Genomic DNA, 19,846 nt, shown 5'->3' on the forward strand with positions numbered 1-19,846 from the left:
CCGCAAACCGCAGCCGGTCAGCAGGCCGCAGCCGGTCAGCAGGCCGCAGCCGGTCAGCAGGCCGCAGCCGGTCAGCCGACCGCCGTCAGCGTCGCCAGGCCGGTCAGTCGGGCCAGTGAGCCCTCCAGGTCGGTGCCGACCCGGCGCATCCCCCAGCGCAGCAGCGCGCTGCTGACCGGGCCGGCCGGCCAGCGGACCACGATCAGCCGGACCGAGGTGTCCCCGTCGTCCTCGGCGGTGAGCTCCACGTACACCTCGGTGCGCGCCTCGGAGCGCGCGCCCGCACCCTCGGCCCGCTCGCGCCAGGCGATCAGGGTCGGTTCCTGGTAGGCGATCACCTCGGCGTCCAACATCGCGCCGTCGGCGGCCTCCACCCGGTGCCGGCGGCCGACGCCGTCGCCGGAGACCACTTCGGCCTGCCGGACCCCGGTCAGCCAGGCCGGCAGGTGCTCGGCTCGCCGAACCACCTCCCAGACGGCCTCGATCGGTGCCGCCACCCGGGTGCAGCGTTCAATCAGCATCATCTGCAGTCGCCTCCATTGAGGGCATTAACTGACCATTACCCACCTTAGCCGCATAACCGGACGAATCCGGACGCCCTTCCGTCGACACGCCGCGCCGTCTAGAGTGCGAGCAACTTTCGCGTCTTGCGCTGGAGGGCTGATGAACCGGGGTCCGTCGCTCGACTTTCCGGCCGGCTTCACCTGGGGCGCGGCCACCTCGGCGTACCAGATCGAGGGGGCCGTCGACGCGGACGGCCGCGGCCCGTCGATCTGGGACACCTTCACCCACGCCCCGGGCGCGGTCGCCGACGGCAGCACCGGCGACGTCGCCTGCGACCACTACCACCGGTACGCCGAGGACGTCGACCTGCTGGCCGGGCTCGGCGTCACCGCGTACCGGTTCTCGATCAGCTGGCCCCGGATCCAGCCGACCGGCAGCGGCCCCGCCAACCCGGCCGGGCTGGCGTTCTACGACCGGCTGGTGGACGCCCTGCTCGACCGGGGCATCGACCCGGTCGCCACGCTCTTCCACTGGGACCTGCCGCAACCGCTGGAGGACACCGGCGGCTGGCTGTCCCGGGACACCGCGACCCGGTTCGCCGACTACGCCGGGCTGGTCGCCGACCGCCTCGGCGACCGGGTGAAGCTCTGGATCACCCTCAACGAGCCGTTCGTGCACATGAGCTTCGGGTACGGCGTCGGCAGCCACGCCCCCGGCCGGGCGCTGCTCTTCGACGCCTTCCCGGTGGCCCACCACCAGATGCTCGGGCACGGGCTGGCCGTCGCCGCGCTGCGCGCCCGCACCGGCGCCCCGGTCGCCATCACCAACAACTACTCCCCGGTGCGGGCGTTCGGGTCGGCCGGCGCCCAACCGGGCGACGCCGACCTGGCCGCCGCGGCGGCCTTCCACGCACTGCAGAACCGGCTCTTCACCGACCCGCTCTTCGGCCGCAGCTACCCGGCCGAGCTGCCGTTCGACCTGGCCGTGGTCCGCGACGGCGACCTGGCCACGATCGCCGCGCCGCTGGACGCGCTCGGCGTCAACTACTACAACCCCACCGGGGTACGGGCACCGGACGACCCGGCCGGGCCGCTGCCGTTCGAGCTGGTGCCGCTGACCGGCCACCCGACCACCAGCTTCGACTGGCCGGTCGTCCCCGACGGCCTGCACGAGCTGCTCACCGGCCTGCACCGCGAGTACGGCCCGGCGCTGCCGCCGATCCAGATCACCGAGAACGGCTGCAGCTACGACGACACGGTCGGCCCGGACGGCCGCTGCCACGACCCGGACCGGGTGGCGTACCTGGACGGGCACCTGCGGGCCGTGCACCGGGCGATCGCGGACGGCGTGGACGTGCGGGGCTACTTCGTCTGGTCGCTGCTGGACAACTTCGAGTGGGCCGAGGGGTTCACCAAACGGTTCGGCCTGGTGCACGTCGACTTCGACACCCAGCGCCGGACCCCGAAAACCTCGTACGCCTGGTACCGGGACGTGATCGCCGCCGGCCGGCTGCCGTGACCACCTTCGACCCGACCCCGGCCTCGCTGCCACCGCCGGCCGCGCTCGCCGAGCCGACCGACCAGGTCCGGCCGCGCTGGATCGCGCTGCTGTTCAGCGCCAACCTCGGGCTCTGGATGGCGTTCTTCACCCCGATCCAGGTGCTGCTTCCGCAGCAGATCGAATCGATCTCGCCGGGCGACAAGGAGGAGATGCTGGCGCTGGTGACCGGCCTCGGCGCGCTGGCGGCGGTGCTGGCCAACCCGATCGCCGGTGCGCTGTCGGACCGGACCCGGCCCCGGCTGGGCGGGCGCGACTTCGGCCGCCGGCACGTCTGGACCGTCGTCGGCGGCCTGCTCGCCGCCCTCTCCCTGGTCCTGCTGGCCCAGCAGCGGACCATCCTCGGGGTCGCGGTCGGCTGGGTGGCCGCCCAACTCTGCCTCAACGCGATGCTGGCCACCCTGACCGCGGCGGTGCCGGACCGGGTGCCGGTGCCGCAGCGCGGCGGGGTCTCCGGCTGGGTGGGCATCCCGCAGGCCCTCGGCCTGGTGCTGGGCGCGATCCTGGTCACCGCCGTGGTGACCGGAAACGCCGCCGGCTACGTCGCGGTGGCGATCGCACTGCTGCTGCTGTCGCTGCCGTTCGCGCTGCTGACCGCCGACGACCCGCTGCCCCGGGGCGCCCGCGCCCGGCTTCGGCCCCGGGACCTGCTGGCCGGGCTCTGGGTCAGCCCGCGCCGGCACCCGGACTTCGCCTGGGCCTGGGGCACCCGCTTCCTGGTCCAGATCGGCAACGCGCTCGGCACCCTCTACCTGCTCTACTTTCTGCAGGACGAGGTCCGGCACGCCGACCCGGAGGGCGGGCTGCTGGTCCTGATCCTGCTCTACACGGTCGGCATGATGGCGACGGCCGTGGTCGCCGGCCGGCGTTCGGACCGGTCCGGCCGGCGCAAGATCTTCGTGATCTGGTCCGGGGTGGTGATGACCGTCGCCGCGCTGCTGCTCGCCATCTGGCCGGTCTGGCCGATGGCGATGGTGGCCGCTCTGCTGCTCGGCGCCGGCTACGGGATCTACCTGGCCGTGGACGCGGCGCTGATCACGCAGGTGCTGCCCCGGGCGACCGACCGGGCCAAGGACCTCGGCGTGATCAACATCGCCAACTCGGCGCCCCAGGTGCTCGGGCCGGCGCTCTCCGCCCCGATCGTGGTGCACCTGGGCGGCTATCCGACCCTGTACGCGGTCACCGCCGTGGTCACCCTGCTCGGCGCCGTCCTGGTCGTCCAGATCCGCTCCGTACGCTGATCCCCGTCCGGTCGCCACCCCAGCGGCCCGACCTCAGCCGGTGGCCAGCAGCGCACCGACGGCGGCCGACAGGACCACGACGGCGGTCACCGCGCCGGTGGCGACGAACCGGGGCCAGTGGATCCGTACCCCGGCGGCCCGGCAGCGTTGCAGCCAGAGCAGCGTCGCCAGCGACGCCCAGGGCAGCACCAGCGGGCCGACGTTCGTGCCGATCAGCAGGCCGAGGAGCTGATCGTGGTTGCCGGCCGGGACGACCGCCTCGCCGGCCAGGTAGGCCGGCAGGTTGTTCACCAGGTTCGACAGCCCGGCCCCGGTGGCCGCCGCCCGCCAGATCCCCGCCGGGCCGCCGTCCGGGCCGATCAGCTTCGCCATTTCGGTCAGCAGTCCGTGCCGGCTGATCGCCTCCACCACGAGGAAGAGCCCGGTCACCGACCCGAGCAGCCGCCAGGAGACCAGGCCGCCGCGCAGCCCGGCCCGGTCCCGGGCGGCGAACGCGGCCACCAGCGCCAGCGCGGCGGCCACCGCGACGATCTCGATCGGCACCCCGGCGAGCACCCCGGCGGCGAAGCAGCCGCAGGTGACCGCCGCGACCCGGAACAGCACCGGATCGCGGGGACGGTGCCGGGTCGGCGGCGCGTACCGCCGCTCGTCCCGCAGCCCTCGCCGCCAGTAGAAGATCCACAGGCAGCCGGCGGTGGCCAGCAGCGCCGCCGCCTGCGGCACCGCCATCCGCTCCGCGAACCCCAGCGGGCTCAGGTCCACCCGGTCGGCGGCCAGCAGGTTCGTCAGGTTGGAGATGGGCAGCAGCAGGCTCGCGGTGTTCGCCAGCCAGACGGTCGTCATCGCCAGCGGCAGGGTGGCGATGCCGGCCCGGACCGCGACGGCAAGCATCACCGGGGTCAGCAGGACAGCGGTGGTGTCCAGGTTGAGGATCATGGTGGTGACCGCGGCGAGGCCGACGCTGAGCGCGAAGAGCGCCGGGTAGCTGCCCCGGCCGGCGATGGCCATCCGGACCGCCAGCACGTCGAAGACCTCGGCCCGGGCCGCCAGCTCGGCCAGCACCAGCACCGCCACCAAGAAGATCAACAACGGCGCGGTACGCCAGAGGGCGGCCGCCGCCCGCTCGGTCGGCAGCAGCCCGGTCGCCAGCAGCCCGGCGGCGAGCGCCAGCAGCGCGATGGGGAGCAGGTCCGGCCAGCCCGGCCGGGGTGCCCGCCACCTGCGGCCGGGCGGCCGCGCGGTGCGTACGCCGGATTCCGCCGGGCCGGTGTCGCAACTCATTGTCGAGCGGTTCCTCCCTGGTCAGCCCCGCTATCTTCACCGCCCGGGCCGGGTACCCAAACCTGGTGGCATTGCACCGGGGGTCCGGCCGTAGGCTGAGGGCGTGACGGTACGCGTACGCTTTGCCCCTTCTCCGACTGGAATGTTCCACGTCGGCGGTGCCCGCTCGGCGCTGCAGAACTGGATCTACGCCAAGCAGCGCGGGGGGGTCTTCGTGCTGCGGGTGGAGGACACCGACGCGGCCCGGAACAAACCGGAGTGGACCGAGGGCATCCTCTCGGCGCTGGACTGGATCGGCATCCAGCGCGGCACGTACGAGGGTCCGTACTTCCAGTCCGCGAACGCCGAGGAGCACCGGGCCGCGACCGCCCGACTGCACGCCGCCGGTCGGGCCTACTACTGCGACTGCAGCCGGGAGGCGGTCCAGGCCCGGACCGGGTCGCAGTACCGGGGCTACGACGGCTTCTGCCGGGACCGCGGGCTGTCGGCCGCCCCCGGTCGGGCGCTGCGGTTCCGGACCCCGGACACCGGCGAGACCGTGGTGGTGGACCTGATCCGGGGTGAGCCGACCTTCGAGAACCGCCTGATCGAGGACTTCGTGATCGCCCGCGGCGACGGGTCCCCGGTGTTCCTGCTGGCCAACGTCGTGGACGACATCACGATGGAGATCACCCACGTGATCCGGGCCGAGGAGCACCTGCCCAACACCCCGAAGCAGCAGCTGCTCTGGGAGGCGCTCGGCGTCAAGCCACCGGTCTGGGCACACGTGCCGGTGGTGGTCAACGAGAAGCGGCAGAAGCTGTCCAAGCGCCGGGACAAGGTGGCCCTGGAGGCGTACCGGGACGAGGGCTACCTGGCCGCCGCGATGCGCAACTACCTGATGTTGCTGGGTTGGGCGCCCGGCGGCGACCGGGAGATCGTGCCCTGGTCGGTGATTGAGACCGAGTTCCGGCTGGAGGAGGTCAACCCGTCGTCGGCCTTCTTCGACGAGAAGAAGCTGCGGGCGTTCAACGGCGAGTACCTGCGGGCGCTGCCGGTCGACGAGTTCGTCGCCGCCTGCGGGCCCTGGCTGACCGGTACGGCGACCATCGCGCCACCCCCGTGGCAGCCGGCCGAGTTCGACCCGGTGGCGTTCGCCGCGGTGGCCCCGCTGGCCCAGACCCGGATCGCGGTGCTCAGCGAGATCGTCCCGACCGTCGACTTCCTCTTCCTGGCGTCCCCGCTGATCGACGAGGCCGCCTGGACCAAGGCGATGAAGGAAGGCTCCGCCGAACTGCTCGACGAGACGATCGCGGCCTTCGATTCGCTGCTGCGCTGGGACGCCGAGACCCTGAAGGCCAGCCTGGAGGAGGTCGGCGCCGCCCGTGGCCTGAAGCTGGGCAAGGCGCAGGCGCCGGTGCGGGTCGCGGTGACCGGACGGGGCGTGGGGCTGCCGCTGTTCGAGTCGCTGGAGGTGCTCGGCCGGGACCGGACCCTGACCCGGCTGCGGGCCGCCCGGGTCCGGCTACCCTGACCCGGGCGGTCGGCGGCGGGTCGGCTGCCCGGACCCGATCCCCCGCGATGGCCGGGATCAGCCGGTCCGTCGGCGGCGGACCAGGAACACTCCGCCGGCCAGCGCCGCCAGGGCCAGGACCGCGACCACCAGCCAGGGCCACCAGGCGGTCGGATCGGCGTCGCTGGCCCGGTCCAACGGTGCCGGCTCGGCCGACGGCGCGGCGGTCGGGGCGGCCGGGGTCGGGGTCGGGGCGGCGGCCGAGGTCGGTGCCGGCGTCGGTGCGGTGCCGGTGGTCATCGTGAACTGGATCTCCCCGGAGATGGTGTGGCCGTCCGAGGAGAGCGTCCGGTACTGGACGATGTAGACACCGGCGGCACCCGGCTTGAACGGCACCGTGACCCGCGACCCGTCGAAGGTCGGCTTCCCGCCGGCCGCCGGGACCTCGTCGGGACCGGTCACGGTCACCGTGGTGTCCTCGGGCTTCAGGCGGGACAGGAAGTTCAGCTGGATCCGGCGTGGTGGCTCCGCCAGTTTGGCCCCGTCCTTGGGGTTGCTGCCCGTGAACGCGTTGTGGGCGGCGGCTGGCGAAGCCAACGCGAACACGGAGAGCATCGCTCCGGTGACAGTTAACAAGAGCGCTACAGTGCGGGTCCGGCCGCCCCCCATGGTCCCCTCCACAAAGCTACGATTCGAATAGGTGATCTACGGCTCGTCCGGTTAGTCGGTCGGAGATCGCGGGTAGTTCCAACTTCAGCTCGTTCCGGTGCAACCGAGCGACGTTCTGCGGAGTCTTTCAGATAGCGCCCCGGTTCGCGTCCATTGCGGCTGGCGCTTCTTCGACGAACCAGCGCGTGACCTGCACAAGACCATCCATCGAAACGGGGCGAGGGGGTCGGCAATGGTCCGACGGATGAGTCTCCGACTCGTGATCGTCACGTTGCTGGGCGCGATCGGCGTCTGGTTCGGCAGTCCTGGCACCGCCCAGGCCGCTCCGAAGGAGCCCAAGGGCCCGACCACGGTAACCATCACCGGCGACGACATCGGCGCCCCGATCAACGTGCAGGCGGCCGACGCCCCGGAGCTCTTCGCCGCGCTGCTCGACCAGGTGAGCTACCTGACGGGCGCCGGGCAGACCACCGCACCGAAGAAGGCCGACCTCGGTCCTAAGTACACGGTCGTGCTGCTGACCGACGACGTCGCCAAGCAGACCTACGACCTGTACCCGCTGGCCAACGGCGGACCGCGCGCACACCGGCCGGCCAAGCAGCCGGAACGCAAGTCCACGGCGGCCTGGTTCTTCGGCCGGCTCAGCATGTCCGAGACGCTCCGGGCGGCCGGCGCACCGCTGCCGGAGCGGTCCGACCCGATCAGCGGTGGCATCGGCGGCGGCGAGCGGGTGATCCCCGACGAGGGGCTGGGTGCGGGCGACAACCTCGACCGGGTGCTCGGCGAACTGCGCCATCTGCTGCTGCTCAACGGCGCCGTACTGCTGACCATCACCCTCGGCCTGGCCGGGATAGCCCTGTTGGTGCGCCGCCGCACCCGGTGACGGTCCGGTCAGCACCAACGGCCCGGCGGCCGTTGCCGGCGGGTTGGCCGCGGCCTGGGTCGGACCGCGCCGTGCCGATGTGCGCCGGCCCAGCCGGACCGGTCGGTCTGGCAGCCCGTCGAGGGCTCGGACTCCGCCGCCTCCGCCCGAATGACCGGCTCGTCGGGATCACCCTGCTGCTCGGTGGCGTCGCCGACGCGCTGCCGCGGCACCCGCCCAGCCGGCCCGGCCACCGCGCCGGCCGGCCCCACCCCGCCACCCGGCGTGGTGCCGGTCTCGACCTCGGCGGCGGCATCGCGACAAGCGCCCGACTCGCGCCCAGTGCCTGACTCGTGACCAGTGCCTGACTCGTGACCAGGGGTGAGATCGTGACCAGGGGCGACCTCGCGGCCGGGGGTGGCGCCGCAGACCCAGCGGAGGAACTCCCGGTCGGTGCGGGCCGGGCCGCGGTCCTGGTCGCCGCGCAGGTGGTGCGGGTCACCGGTCACCCGGTGGGGCTCGGCCTCGTGTCCCATCGCGGCCTCCTCACGCTCGCCGTCGCCGTGTGGGCGTCGCCCGGCCGGCGGGCACGTGCCACGGTGGCTGACGGCCACGGATAGCGGCTGGACCGACGTGCCGGGTGGTGTCACCGTACTGGCACACCATGACACGGTCGACGCCGCCGTCTGCGGTGTCCGCTGGATGCGACCAACGGACCGCTGCGTGAGCTGGGCGGACACCTCATCGGTCAGGTCTGCGGCTTGCCGGGGAAGAGGGTTGCCCAGAGCGGGAAGGCCACGAACCAGATGGCGATCGCCACGCTGAGCCGCAGGATCCACGCGGTCAGTTCGGCGGTCCGGTCGGCGTCGCCGACCATCAGCACCCCGAGCCCGAGCAGCCCGCAGGCGACCGCCCACCCGAGCACCGCCTTGCCCCACTCCCGCCACTCGTACCGGGTCCGCGCCCAACCGCTCTTCGGCGGCTTCCACGGCGGCGGACCACCGGCGAACCGGTGCGCGAAGCGCTGGTCCGCCCACCGCACGATCGAGTGCCCGAAGGCCACCGAGAAGCCGAGGTACGCGGCCGCCAGGCCGTGGGTGAAGTCGGCGGTCGCCCCGCGGCGCAGGTCCAGCACGGTGGCGGCGAGCAGCACCAGGTCCACCAGCGGTACGCAGATCAGCAGGACCGCGCTGAGCCGCCGCATCCGCAGCAGGTACCGGGCGACGAGCCCGGCCCCGAGGACCACCCAGAACCCGATCTCGCACGCGGCGATCACCGCCAGCAGCATCGGTCACCCCTCCTCATCGACCGTCGGCCGGGTGGCGGCCGTACCCTCAGCCTGCCCCGGCCGCCGGGGCCGCGCGTCGGCGTACGGGCCGAGATCCGGGTCCGTCGAAGGATGGTCCCGGCGGGTACCTCTTTCGGCGGATACCGGTGGCCGGCCGGCTCCACCGCGGGGTCGAGGCCGCCGCCGCCCGGTTGTGGTGGGATCGGAGCATGACCGGGAGCGCGGCGGTGCTGACGCGGCTGGGGCTGGATCGCGGCTCGCTGCGCCGGGACCTGGCGATCGCGACCGGCTATCTGGTCGGCGGCCTGGTGCTCTACAGCATGGGCTTCCACCGGCAGATCACCGCCGCACCCGACCATCTGCCCGAACGGCTCCTGCTGGTCACCCTCGGGGTCGGCTGTGTGGCGGTGGCGCTGCGCCGGGTCGCCACCCGGACCGGGCTGGCCCTGGGCACCGCGGCCACCCTGGCCGACCTGCTGTTCGGTGGCTCGCTCGGCACCCTGCTCGTCTACAGCCAGGTCCTCTACGACTCCTGCGTCTTCGGTTCGCGGCGGATGTGGCGGGGCCTGCTGGTGGTGACCGTGGCGTTGACCCCGGCCGCCGCCCTGCTCGGCGTCCTGGTCTTCTGGTCGTGGCAGGGTGCCCAGTTCGGGGTCCTGGTGGCGCTGATCGGTGTGCTGCCGGTGGTCACCGGGATCAGCGTGCGGCAGTACCGCGACCAGGCCGCCGCGGAGCGGCTCCGCGCCGAGCAGACCGCCCGGCTGGCCGAGCTCGACCAGCGGCAGGCGGTGGCCGCCGAGCGGACCAGGATGGCCCGGGAACTGCACGACGTGATCGCCAACCACCTGAGCGCGGTGGCGATCCACGCGACGGCGGCGCTCTCGGTGGCGAGCCTGGACCGGGAGCAGGTGAATCAGGCGTTACGGGTGATCCGGGAGAACAGCGTGCAGGGGTTGGCCGAGATGCGCCAGATGATCGGCCTGCTCCGGGAGCCGGCCGAGCCGGACAGCACCGACAAGGCGGGCGCCGGAGACCGGGGCGGCGCCGCGACCGCCGGGGCGGCGGGGGGTGCCGGTGCGACCGGGCCGCCGGCCGGCGACGGACCCATCCGGTTCCGGCTGGTCGAGGTGGACCGGTTGGTGGAGAAGGCCCGCGGCACCGGGCTGGCGTTGCGGCTGGAGACCCTCGGCCGGGTCCGCCCGCTGCCGGTCAGCGTCGACCTGGCCGCGTACCGGATCGTGCAGGAGTCGCTGACCAACGCCGTCAAACACGGGGCCGGCCGGGCGACCCTGACCATCGACTACCGGCCGGACCTGGTCCGGTTGGTGGTCGAGAACCCGTTGCCCGACGCCACCGCGGTGCCGGGCGCCGAGTCGCTGCCGGGCGCCCGGGTCGGCCTGATCGGGATGCGGGAACGTGCCGTCCTGCTGCGGGGCCGGTTCGAGGCCGGCCCGCTCGACGGCCACTGGCGGGTACACGCGGAGCTGCCCACCGTCGAGGAGAAGCCGTGAACGACGTACGGGTCGTGGTGGTGGACGACCAGCCGGCGGTCCGGGCCGGCCTGGTGCTGATCCTGTCCGGCTCACCGGACGTGCGGGTGGTCGGCGAGGCCGGCGACGGGGAGGAGGCGGTTGCGCTCTGCCGGTCGACGCGGCCCGACGTCGCGGTGCTGGACATCCGGATGCCGCGGCTGGACGGCATCTCGGCGACCCGGCAGATCGTCGCCGAGGGCCTGGCCGACGTGCTGGTGCTCACCACGTTCGACCTTGACGAGTACGTGTTCGGGGCGCTGCGGGCCGGCGCCGCCGGGTTCCTGTTGAAGGACACCGACGCGGCCGGCCTGATCGACGCGGTCCGCACGGTGGCGCGCGGCGACGGGGTCATCGCACCGGCGGTCACCCGGCGACTGATCAGCGCCTTCGCGGCCACCGGCCCCGGCCCCTCGGCGGCGCACCGGGCGGCCCTGGCCGAGCTGACCCCCCGCGAGCGGGACGTGCTGGGCTGCCTCGGGGCGGGCCTGACCAACCAGCAGATCGCGGACCGGCTGGAGATGGCCGAGAGCACCACCAAGACGCACGTGAGCCGGATCCTCACCAAGCTCGGTCTGCGCAGTCGGGTGCAGGCCGCCATCCTGGCCCAGGAGCTCAGCCTGCCGGCACCCGAGGATCCGCGGACCGGTCGCTGATCCGCGCCGGCACGACCCGGTGGGCCGTCCGGGCGGCCAGCGGCACGACGACGAGCGCCAGCAACCAGCCGCCGAGCACGTCGGCCGGCCAGTGCACCAGCAACGCCAACCGGGTCAGCCCGACGGCCAGGGCGAACGCGACCGCCAGCCCGACGGTGACCGCCCGGCCGGCGCGGCCGCACCGGGGCCAGAGCAGCAGCACCGCCACCAGCGCCGCGGCGGCCGCGTTGCTGGTGTGCCCGCTCGGGAAGCCGTTGCTCTGCACCAGCACGAACCCGTCGGCCGGCCGGGGATGGTGCAGCGCCCAGTGCATCAGGCCCCAGAGCAGCGGCACGGCGACGGTGACGGCCGCGCAGAGGAAGGCCGGCCGGAAGTCGCGGCGGCCGGCGAGGGCCAGGCTGACCAGCAGACCGGCGATCAGGAACGGAACGGTGGCGGCGACGTCGGTGCCGATCCGGATCACCGCCACCAGATCCGGCCGCTGGTCGCCGTACCCGCGGAACCACTCGCTGACCCGCGCGTCCCAGTCGTCCAGCGGCGCCCAGCCACCGATCGTCAGGACCAGCAGCAGGCCGAACCCGGCGAGCGCGGCCAGCGGAACCGCCAGCGGCGGTCGGGCGGGTGAAGCCGCCAGGGGCGGCTGGGCGGGTGGGGCCGATCGGGCGTACACCACCGCAATCCTGGCATGCGCCGCGCCGGTCCGCCCGCCGAGCCGGACCGGCGGATCCGGATGGGCGTGATCGGCTGCCGGCCGGGCATGACAGGCTCTAGGCGTGACCGCGGAGCCGGACGAGGGCGAACTGGCCGGCACGCTGCGCCGGATCGAACGGGCCGCCGGTGCGTTGGCCACCGCCAGCGTGGCCCGGATGGACGAGACGCTGCCCTGGTTCCGCGAGCTGCCGGCCGACCAGCGGTCCTGGGTGATGCTTGTCGCCCAGGCGGGCGTCCAGTCCCTGGTGGGGTGGCTGCGGGCGAACCGCCCGGAGGTGTTGCGCGGGCCGGACACCGCCGATGCCCTGCTGGACGACGCACCGCAGGAGATCTCCGACGAGGTGTTCGCGGCGGCTCCCCGGGCGCTGGCCCGGTCGATCAGCCTGCAGCAGGCGGTGGCGCTGATCAAGGTCACGATCGTGGTGGTCGAGGAGCAGGTTCCGCACCTGGCCGAGCCGGGTGAGGAGCAGCTGCTGCGCGAGGTGGTGCTCAAGTTCTCCCGGGAGATCGCCTTCTCGGCCGCCCGGGTGTACGCCCGGGCGGCGGAGTCGCGCGGCGCCTGGGACGCCCGGTTGCAGGCGCTGCTTGTCGACGCGCTGCTGCGCGGCGACTCCCCGGACGTGCTGGCCAGCCGGGCCGCGGCGCTGGGCTGGGCGGACGCCCCGCCGGTGGCGGTGGCGGTCGGCCGCTCCCCCGGCGGCGAGGTGGCCGCCGTCCTGCACACGGTCTATCGGGCCGCCCGCCGGATCGGCGTGGAGACCATCGGCGGGGTGCACGGTGACCGGCTGGTGATCGTGTTGGGCGGAGCGCCGGATCCGCTCGCCGCGACCGGGCGGATGCTCGGCGGATTCGGGGCCGGCCCGGTGGTGGTGGGTCCGGCGGTGCCGAGCCTGGACGAGGCGACCGATTCGGCCCGCGCGGCGCTCGCCGGTTTCCGGGCGGCGTCGGCCTGGCCGACCGCCCCGCGCCCGGTGGCCGCCGTGGATCTGTTGCCGGAGCGGGCGCTGGCCGGTGACTCGGAGGCGCGACGCAGCCTGCGCCAGGACGTGTACGCGGCGCTGGTCCGCTCCGGCGGCGAGCTGCTGGAGACGCTTGACGCGTTCTTCGCCGCCGGTGGCGTGTTGGAGAGCGCGGCCCGGTCGTTGTTCGTGCACCCGAACACGGTGCGGTACCGGCTCCGACGGGTCGCGGATGTGACCGGCTTCTCACCGTTGGCGCCCCGGGACGCGTTCGCGCTGCGGATTGCGCTGGCGGTCGGCCGGCTGGATCCGGCGGCACCGGCGCTCGGCGGCGGCCCGGCCAACCGGACTTGAAGTAACTTTAACGTCATAACGCGCATAGAGCGCAGCGACGCAAAACGATCTTTGTACGATCCTCACAAAGGTTGTAGTGCGGTTTGGTGCCTACCGGCACCCACGTGACCCCTCGGTATAAAGCAGAGTCTTAACCGTGCTCGCCGTCCTCTCGCCCGGACAGGGTTCCCAGAAGCCGGGCTTCCTCGCTCCCTGGGTCGCCCTGCCCGGCGCCGCCGCCCGGCTGCGCTGGTGGTCCGCGCTGGCCGGCGTCGACCTGGTGCACCTGGGCGTCGAGGCCGACGCCGACGAGATCCGGGACACCGCCCGCACCCAGCCGCTGCTGGTCGCCGCCGCGCTGCTCGCCGCCGAGCACCTGCCGGGCGGGGGCCACGAGGTCGCGGTGACCGCCGGGCACAGCGTCGGCGAACTCGGCGCGGCCACGCTGTCCGGGGCACTCTCCGCCGAATCGGCGATCGCCCTGGCCGGGGTGCGCGGCCGGGAGATGGCCGCCGCCTGCGAGCTGGAGGCCACCGGCATGGCGGCCGTCATGGGCGGCGACCCGGCCGAGGTGCTGGCCGCGATCGAGGCGCACGGGCTCTACCCGGCGAACCGCAACGGCGCCGGCCAGATCGTCGCCGCCGGAGCGGTGGACCGGCTGGCCAAGCTGGCCGCCGAGCCGCCCGCCGGGACCCGCGCGATCACCCTCAAGGTGGCCGGCGCGTTCCACACCCCGTACATGTCGACCGCCGAACGCACCCTCACCGACCTGGCCGCCGGCATCACCCCGACCGACCCGGAGCGGATCCTGCTCTCCAACCTCGACGGGGCCGCGGTCGGCGACGGCCGGGAGCTGCTCGACCGACTCGTCCGGCAGGTGACCGCGCCGGTCCGCTGGGATCTCTGCGTACACGCGCTGCGCGATCTCGGGGTGACCGGGGTGATCGAGCTGCCCCCGGCCGGCACCCTGGCCGGCCTGATCAAGCGCGAGCTCAAGGGCACCGGCGCCCCGGAGATCGTCACCCTCAACACCCCCGACGACCTGCCCGCCGCGCGGGACCTGATCGCCCGGCACGGCGGCGCTCCAGCCGCCCGCATCCCAGGAGAGCTCTCATGATCACCCACCGCGGTTCCGCGCCGACCGGCCGCGCCCACCGCCCCGCCGGCCGGGCACGCGAGGCCCGGTCGTGAGCCGGCTGCTCTCGGTCGGGCACTACCAGCCCTCCCGGGTGGTCACCAACGACGAACTCGCCGAACTGGTCGACACCAACGACGAGTGGATCCGCGACCGGGTCGGCATCGCCACCCGGCGGATCGCCGACACCGAGACCCTCACCGACATGGCCACCGCGGCCGCCGGCAAGGCGCTTGCCAACTCCGGCCTCTCCGCCGCCGACATCGACCTGGTGGTGGTGGCGACCTGCACCGCGATCGACCGCAGCCCGAACACCGCCTGCCGGGTGGCCGCCCGCCTCGGCATCGAGGCGCCCGGCGCCTTCGACCTCAACACCGCCTGCTCCGGCTTCTCGTACGCGTTGGGGGTGGTCGACCACGCGCTCTCCGCGGGCGCCTCCCGCAACGCCCTGGTCATCGGGGCCGAGAAGCTCTCCGACTTCACCGACTGGACCGACCGCTCCACCTGCATCATCTTCGGGGACGGGGCCGGCGCCACGGTGGTCACCGCGACCGGCCCGGACGAGCCGTCCGGGATCGGCCCGGTGGTCTGGGGATCGGCCCCGGAGAAGGGCGACGCGGTACGCATCGAGGGCTGGCGCCCCTACATCGCCCAGGAGGGCCAGTCGGTCTTCCGGTGGGCCACCACCATGCTGGCGCCGATCGCCCGGCAGGCGTGCGAGCGGGCCGGCGTCGCCCCGGAGGAGATCGCGGCGTTCGTGCCGCACCAGGCCAACGCCCGGATCATCGACGGTATCGCCAAGCGGCTCGGCATCCCGAACGCGGTGATCGCCAAGGACGTCGTCGAGTCCGGCAACACCTCGGCGGCGAGCGTGCCGCTGGCCCTCTCCAAGCTCGTCGAGCGGCGCGAGGTGCCGTCCGGCGCGCCGGTTCTGCTGTTCGGCTTCGGCGGCGGGCTCACCTACGCCGGCCAGGTCGTCCGCTGCCCCTGAACCACCACCACCGACCCCAGGTACGACTTTTCCAACAAGTGAAGGGAACCACCAGTCATGACGCGTGACGAGATCACCACCGGCCTCGCCGAGATCCTCGAAGAGGTCGCCGGGGTGAACCCGGACGACGTCGCCGAGGAGAAGTCGTTCACCGACGACCTCGACGTCGACTCCCTCTCGATGGTCGAGGTGGTCGTCGCGGCCGAGGAGAAGTTCGGCGTGAAGATCCCGGACAACGAGGTACAGAACCTCAAGACCGTCGGCGACGCGGTGGCCTACATTCAGGCCCAGTCCTGATCATGGGTCGTCCCGACGTCGTCGTCACCGGGCTCGGCGCGACGACCCCGCTCGGCGGGGACGTCGCGTCGACCTGGGACGCCATGCTCGCCGGCCGCTCCGGGGTGCGGGCGCTGGCCCAGGAGTGGGCCGCCCAACTGCCGGTGCGGATCGCGGCCGAACTCGCCGTCGAGCCGTCCGAGACGCTGGACCGGGTGAAGCTGCGCCGGCTGGACCGGTCCGAGGCGATCGCCCTGATCGCCGGGCACCAGGCGTGGGCCGACGCCGGTCTGGCCGATGCCGGGCTGGACCCGGAACGGCTCGCGGTCAGCATCGGGTCGGGAATCGGCGGTGCCCAGACGCTGCTCGCCCAGGACGACATCCTGGAGGCGTCCGGGCCCCGCCGGGTCTCCCCGCACACCGTGCCGATGCTGATGCCGAACGGGCCGGCCGCCTGGGTCGGCCTGGAACTCGGCGCCAAGGCCGGGGTGCACTCGGTGGCCAGCGCCTGCGCCACCGGTGCCGAGGCGATCTCGCTCGGCCTGGACATCATCCGGTCCGGGCGGGCCGACGTGGTGGTGGCCGGCGGCACCGAGGCCGTGATCCACCCGCTGCCGATCGCCGGGTTCGCCTCGATGCGGGCGATGTCGACCCGCAACGACGACCCGGAGAAGGCGTCCCGGCCGTGGGACAAGGCCCGGGACGGGTTCGTCCTCGGGGAGGGTTCCGGCGTACTCGTCCTGGAGCGGGCCGACCACGCCGCCGCGCGCGGCGCGCGGGTCTACGCCAGGCTCGCCGGGGCCGGGCTCACCTCGGACGGGTACGACATGGTGCAGCCGCACCCGGAGGGCCATGGTGCCGTCCGGGCCATCGCCAAGGCGATCGAGGACTCCGGCGTCTCCAAGTCCGACATCGTCCACGTCAACGCGCACGCGACCTCGACCCCGGTCGGCGACCTGGCCGAGATCATCGCGCTGCGGACCGCGCTCGGCGACCACCCGGTGGTGACCGCCACCAAGTCGATGACCGGCCACCTGCTGGGCGCGGCCGGCGCGCTGGAGTCGATCGCCTCGATCCTGGCCATCCGGGACGGGGTGGTCCCGCCGACGATCAACCTCGACGATCCGGACGACGGCCTCGACCTGGAGGTGGCCGCGCAGAAGGCGCGGCACATGGAGGTCCCGGCCGTGCTGAACAACTCGTTCGGCTTCGGCGGGCACAACGTCGCGCTGGTCTTCACCCGGCCCTGAGCCTCGCGCCGCTCTTTCCACTCCGGTACGGGTCGGGGCCGGTCGGCGCCGACCCGTACCGGCTGGATAGCCTCGTGCGGTCGGACCACACCCGCGAGGAGACCGGATGCTGGCAGCGGTGAAGAACCTGCTCGGCCACGAGGCCCTGTACGTGGCCCTGCAGCGCGCGGTCGGCGCCGACCGGCTGCGCTACCGGTGTCTGGACGAGCTCGCGCTGACCGACGGGGACACCGTGATCGACGTGGGTTGCGGACCGGCCTACTACTTCGCCCGGCTCCCCCGGGTCCGCTACTACGGTTTCGACACCTCGGCCCGTTATGTCGCGCACGCCCGTAAGCGGTGGGGCAGCGACCTGGCCGAGTTCCGCTGCGAGGTCTTCGGCGAGCAGCACCTCACCGAGCTGCCGCAGGCCGACGCGATCCTGCTGCTCGGCCTACTGCACCATCTCTCCGACGCCGACTGCCGGCAGTTGCTGGACGTGGCGGCCCGGGCGCTCGCGCCGAACGGCCGGGTGATCGCGGTGGACCCCTGCTTCGAACCCGGCCAGGGCCGGATCTCCCGGTGGATGTCGGAGAACGACCGGGGCGAGTACGTCCGGACGCCGGAGGAGTTCGTCGCGCTGGGCCGGGACCACTTCGCATCCGTCGACGGGACGGTCGTCGACGACGCCACCCGGATCCCATCCAGCCACTGGATGATGCGGATGCGTACCCCCGTCCTGGCCGTCACGGACAACTGACCACCCCGACCTCCGCGAAACGGACCGATGAGGACTGTGGCTGACCAGGCGTAACATGGTGCCGTCGGGCATCACCACGCCCGGTGGAGTAGTCGCGGCGCACGGGCACCACGCACGACGTGACAAACGCACCTGGGGCGCGGGTTGCGCTCCACTGTCGATCCGATGTGGCAGGCATCGGTTCGGCGCCTGCTCAGCACCCACGCGGTAGCCGTCCACCGGTGGCCCGCCGCGTTCGGCTGGCAGGTCCGCTCGGGCGGATTCTGGGCCGCCCTCGGGAGAAGGGGGCAGCTCGTGTCCGGTCGGTCCGCACTGGAGCTGCACGAGGTACTGGTGATCTCCTGCGACATCGTCGGCCACTCGTCGGAGTCCAACCACGACGTGCAGTTCGACCGGGTCGCCGGGGTGAACGCGGTGGTGGCCGAGACCATCGGCAAGTTCCCGGACGCGGTCTGGGCCTCGGGCGGCGACGGCGGCCATGTGGTCTTCCCGGAGCGCGTCGGTGCCAGCCTGGCCGCGATCGACCACGTCAACCGGCTCGCCGCCTGGTCCGCGGGGGCAGGGGTGCGGCTGCGGCTCACCGCCCACGCCGGTGACGTGAGCCAGTTGGCCGGTGCCGACGGTCGGGTGCAGGTGGTCGGCAACGGCATAAACGTCGCCGGTTGGCTGCTCAGCCGGGGCGGCCCCGACGGGGTGGTCGCCTCCGACGCCTTCCGGCGCTGGATCGAGCGGGAGGCCGACTGGCTGGAGGTGCGGTTCCACGAACCGCGCACGCTGCGCGACAAGAGCGGGACCGATCAGCAGCTCTGGCTGATGTCGGTCGGGGCCATCCGGTCCCGGTGGTACGCGCCGACGGAGGGTGACCGCGAGCAGCTCCGGGCGGTGACCGGTCCGAAGCGGCCGGAGTCCGGCTGGGACGTCATCTACTACGCCCGGCGGATCCTGCAGGTCAACAAAAGCGACCGGGAGGCGCTCACCGCGCTGGACCGGCTCAATCAGCTCGACCTGCTCTACACCACCCACGACGGCAACGTGCTCGTCAATCCCTTCTTCGAGTTCCTCGAACCGACCATGCGCCGCGAGGTGGTCCAGTCGGCGCAGCTGGTCGAGCGGCAGTACAACGACGTGATCTGCCGCGAGGGCGACGGCGGCGACACGATGTTCGTGATCCTGCGCGGCCGGGTCGGCGTCTACAAGCACAGTGCCGCGGCGACCAGCCGCTCGATCGAGCCGAACTTCTCCCACCAGGAGGGTGACGTCGTCGGTGAGCTGGCGTTCGCGCTCGGTCGGCACCGCACCGCCGACCTGGTGGCGATGACGCCGGTGGTGCTGCTCTCGTTCCACTACCGCGACATCGAGCGTCAGCTGGTCGAGTTGCGCCGCCGCAACGACCGGGCGGCGGACCGGGCCCGCACCACGATCGCCAGCTTCATCGACCGTCGCATCCTGGAGTACGTCAGCCAGGACGTCCCGTTCCTGCTCGGCCCCGAAGGCAACGGCCCGCTCGCCGAGCCGGCCGGGTCCGACGCCGACCCGTTGGCCGAGCTGAGTGACCACTGTGAGCTGATCACCCTGCCGGACAGCCTGCGGCAGGTCACCTTCGCCGACGCCGTCGCGGCCGGCTCGACCGGTTCGACCGACCGGCGCGACGGCGTCTACCTGCTCGCCGCCGGCACCCTGGTCAACCAGGTCGGCGAGGCCGAGAAACTCAGCCACGAGAACTTCCCGGTGCTGTGGGTCAACCTGCCGGGGATTCTGGTCCTGCCGAAGCCGCGGTTCGACGTCGTGAGCAACTCGGTCGCGGTCTTCCGCATCGAGGCGAGCGGCATCAACAAGCTCGAACGGCACAAGCGGGAGGCGCTGCGCCGGGCCGTGCTCGACGCGGCCGCCGGTCCCTGTTTCAGCTACGACGTCTTCATCTCCTACACCACGAACGACGCCGCCGAGGCGGGGATCTGGGCGGCGGCCCTGCGCTCGCGCGGGCTGTCGGTCTTCATGAACCAGCCGAGCAGCGGCGCCGGGTTCGCGCGGGAGGTGAACGACGCGCTGAAGCACTCCCGCGCCCTGGTGCCGATCATCTCCTCGAACGTGCAGATCCGGGGGCGGGCGGAGACCAACTGGGTGGTCCGGGAGATCAAGGCCCGGCGGACCTACTTCGAGGCGAACCCCTGCATCTTCCCGGTGGTGCTCGGCGCCGCGAGACCCGAGCTGATCGCGCCCGGGGTGACACCGATCAAGGTGGGCGCCGACCGGGACGCGGCGATCGAGGAGCTGGTCACGGCGCTGGCGGCCGTCCGGGACGGCCGGGCGGAGCCACCGTACGGCGAGGTCGAGGTCGCCGACGTCAAACTCGAATAGCCGGCCGGGGCGGCG

18 protein-coding genes and 1 pseudogene are annotated in these 19,846 nt (G+C 73.2%); 13 read left to right on the forward strand and 6 right to left on the reverse strand.

The window, feature by feature from the left end; all coding sequences use genetic code 11:
- Positions 1–71: 71 nt before the first annotated feature.
- Entirely contained in the window at positions 72–524 is a 453-nt protein-coding gene (locus O7627_RS24555; protein ID WP_278095836.1) for an SRPBCC family protein, read from the reverse strand.
- A gap of 139 nt (positions 525–663) precedes the next feature.
- On the opposite strand from O7627_RS24555, the gene O7627_RS24560 reads away from it, so the two are divergent.
- A complete protein-coding gene (locus O7627_RS24560; RefSeq protein ID WP_278095837.1) occupies positions 664–2,022 on the forward strand; it encodes a GH1 family beta-glucosidase in 1,359 nt (452 codons plus the stop codon).
- On the forward strand, positions 2,019–3,302 hold the full coding sequence (locus tag O7627_RS24565; RefSeq protein ID WP_278095838.1) for an MFS transporter: 1,284 nt from the start codon (positions 2,019–2,021) through the stop codon (positions 3,300–3,302). The genes O7627_RS24560 and O7627_RS24565 overlap by 4 nt, the downstream gene beginning before the upstream one ends.
- 33 nt (positions 3,303–3,335) lie before the next feature.
- On the opposite strand, the gene O7627_RS24570 is transcribed toward O7627_RS24565, so the two are convergent.
- The gene (locus O7627_RS24570) at positions 3,336–4,583 is read right to left on the reverse strand and encodes an SLC13 family permease (protein WP_278095839.1); all 1,248 of its coding nucleotides are present in this window, start codon (positions 4,581–4,583) and stop codon (positions 3,336–3,338) included.
- Positions 4,584–4,686: 103 nt separating this feature from the next.
- Between O7627_RS24570 and gltX the strand changes: the two genes are divergently transcribed.
- Positions 4,687–6,096, forward strand: coding sequence for a glutamate--tRNA ligase (gltX, locus tag O7627_RS24575; RefSeq protein WP_278095840.1), 1,410 nt, complete (start codon positions 4,687–4,689; stop codon positions 6,094–6,096).
- A gap of 57 nt (positions 6,097–6,153) precedes the next feature.
- On the opposite strand, the gene O7627_RS24580 is transcribed toward gltX, so the two are convergent.
- Positions 6,154–6,690 carry a copper resistance CopC family protein gene (locus tag O7627_RS24580; protein WP_278095841.1) on the reverse strand — a complete coding sequence of 179 codons (537 nt, stop codon included), beginning with the start codon at positions 6,688–6,690 and terminating at the stop codon, positions 6,154–6,156.
- A 286-nt stretch (positions 6,691–6,976) separates the two neighbouring features.
- On the opposite strand from O7627_RS24580, the gene O7627_RS24585 reads away from it, so the two are divergent.
- Entirely contained in the window at positions 6,977–7,627 is a 651-nt protein-coding gene (locus O7627_RS24585) for a hypothetical protein (RefSeq protein ID WP_278095842.1), read from the forward strand.
- 8 nt (positions 7,628–7,635) lie between these two features.
- Here the strand turns inward: O7627_RS24585 and O7627_RS24590 are convergent, their stop codons facing one another.
- Positions 7,636–8,142, reverse strand: coding sequence for a hypothetical protein (locus tag O7627_RS24590; protein WP_278095843.1), 507 nt, complete (start codon positions 8,140–8,142; stop codon positions 7,636–7,638).
- A 212-nt stretch (positions 8,143–8,354) separates the two neighbouring features.
- Positions 8,355–8,894: a hypothetical protein gene (locus O7627_RS24595; protein WP_278095844.1), complete on the reverse strand. Its 540-nt coding sequence runs from the start codon at positions 8,892–8,894 to the stop codon at positions 8,355–8,357.
- A gap of 209 nt (positions 8,895–9,103) precedes the next feature.
- Between O7627_RS24595 and O7627_RS24600 the strand changes: the two genes are divergently transcribed.
- Positions 9,104–10,405: a histidine kinase gene (locus tag O7627_RS24600; protein WP_278095845.1), complete on the forward strand. Its 1,302-nt coding sequence runs from the start codon at positions 9,104–9,106 to the stop codon at positions 10,403–10,405.
- Positions 10,402–11,079 carry a response regulator transcription factor gene (locus O7627_RS24605; protein ID WP_278095846.1) on the forward strand — a complete coding sequence of 226 codons (678 nt, stop codon included), beginning with the start codon at positions 10,402–10,404 and terminating at the stop codon, positions 11,077–11,079. The genes O7627_RS24600 and O7627_RS24605 overlap by 4 nt, the downstream gene beginning before the upstream one ends.
- Here O7627_RS24605 and O7627_RS24610 read toward each other — a convergent pair.
- The gene (locus O7627_RS24610; RefSeq protein WP_278095847.1) at positions 11,039–11,749 is read right to left on the reverse strand and encodes a phosphatase PAP2 family protein; all 711 of its coding nucleotides are present in this window, start codon (positions 11,747–11,749) and stop codon (positions 11,039–11,041) included. The genes O7627_RS24605 and O7627_RS24610 overlap by 41 nt on opposite strands.
- Positions 11,750–11,852: 103 nt before the next feature.
- Here O7627_RS24610 and O7627_RS24615 point away from each other — a divergent pair, with 103 nt between their 5' ends.
- From O7627_RS24615 to O7627_RS24645, 7 genes and pseudogenes are all read left to right on the forward strand, one after another.
- Positions 11,853–13,103: a helix-turn-helix domain-containing protein gene (locus tag O7627_RS24615; RefSeq protein WP_278095848.1), complete on the forward strand. Its 1,251-nt coding sequence runs from the start codon at positions 11,853–11,855 to the stop codon at positions 13,101–13,103.
- A gap of 136 nt (positions 13,104–13,239) precedes the next feature.
- Positions 13,240–14,172 (forward strand): annotated as a pseudogene (locus O7627_RS24620) (ACP S-malonyltransferase); the annotation flags it as partial.
- A gap of 97 nt (positions 14,173–14,269) precedes the next feature.
- Positions 14,270–15,208, forward strand: a complete 939-nt coding sequence (locus tag O7627_RS24625; RefSeq protein WP_278095849.1) for a beta-ketoacyl-ACP synthase III — start codon at positions 14,270–14,272, stop codon at positions 15,206–15,208.
- 57 nt (positions 15,209–15,265) lie between these two features.
- Positions 15,266–15,505 (forward strand): acyl carrier protein, encoded by a 240-nt coding sequence (locus O7627_RS24630; protein WP_278095850.1) that lies wholly within the window; start codon positions 15,266–15,268, stop codon positions 15,503–15,505.
- A gap of 2 nt (positions 15,506–15,507) precedes the next feature.
- A complete protein-coding gene (gene fabF / locus O7627_RS24635; protein ID WP_278095851.1) occupies positions 15,508–16,734 on the forward strand; it encodes a beta-ketoacyl-ACP synthase II in 1,227 nt (408 codons plus the stop codon).
- 106 nt (positions 16,735–16,840) lie between these two features.
- Complete coding sequence (locus O7627_RS24640; protein ID WP_278095852.1) at positions 16,841–17,473, forward strand: class I SAM-dependent methyltransferase; 633 nt, start codon at positions 16,841–16,843, stop codon at positions 17,471–17,473.
- Between the two features lie 294 nt (positions 17,474–17,767).
- A complete protein-coding gene (locus tag O7627_RS24645; protein ID WP_278095853.1) occupies positions 17,768–19,831 on the forward strand; it encodes a cyclic nucleotide-binding domain-containing protein in 2,064 nt (687 codons plus the stop codon).
- The last annotated feature ends 15 nt before the right edge of the window (positions 19,832–19,846 follow it).

Origin of the sequence: Solwaraspora sp. WMMD1047 (assembly GCF_029626155.1) — a bacterium.
Lineage (GTDB): Bacteria > Actinomycetota > Actinomycetes > Mycobacteriales > Micromonosporaceae > WMMD1047.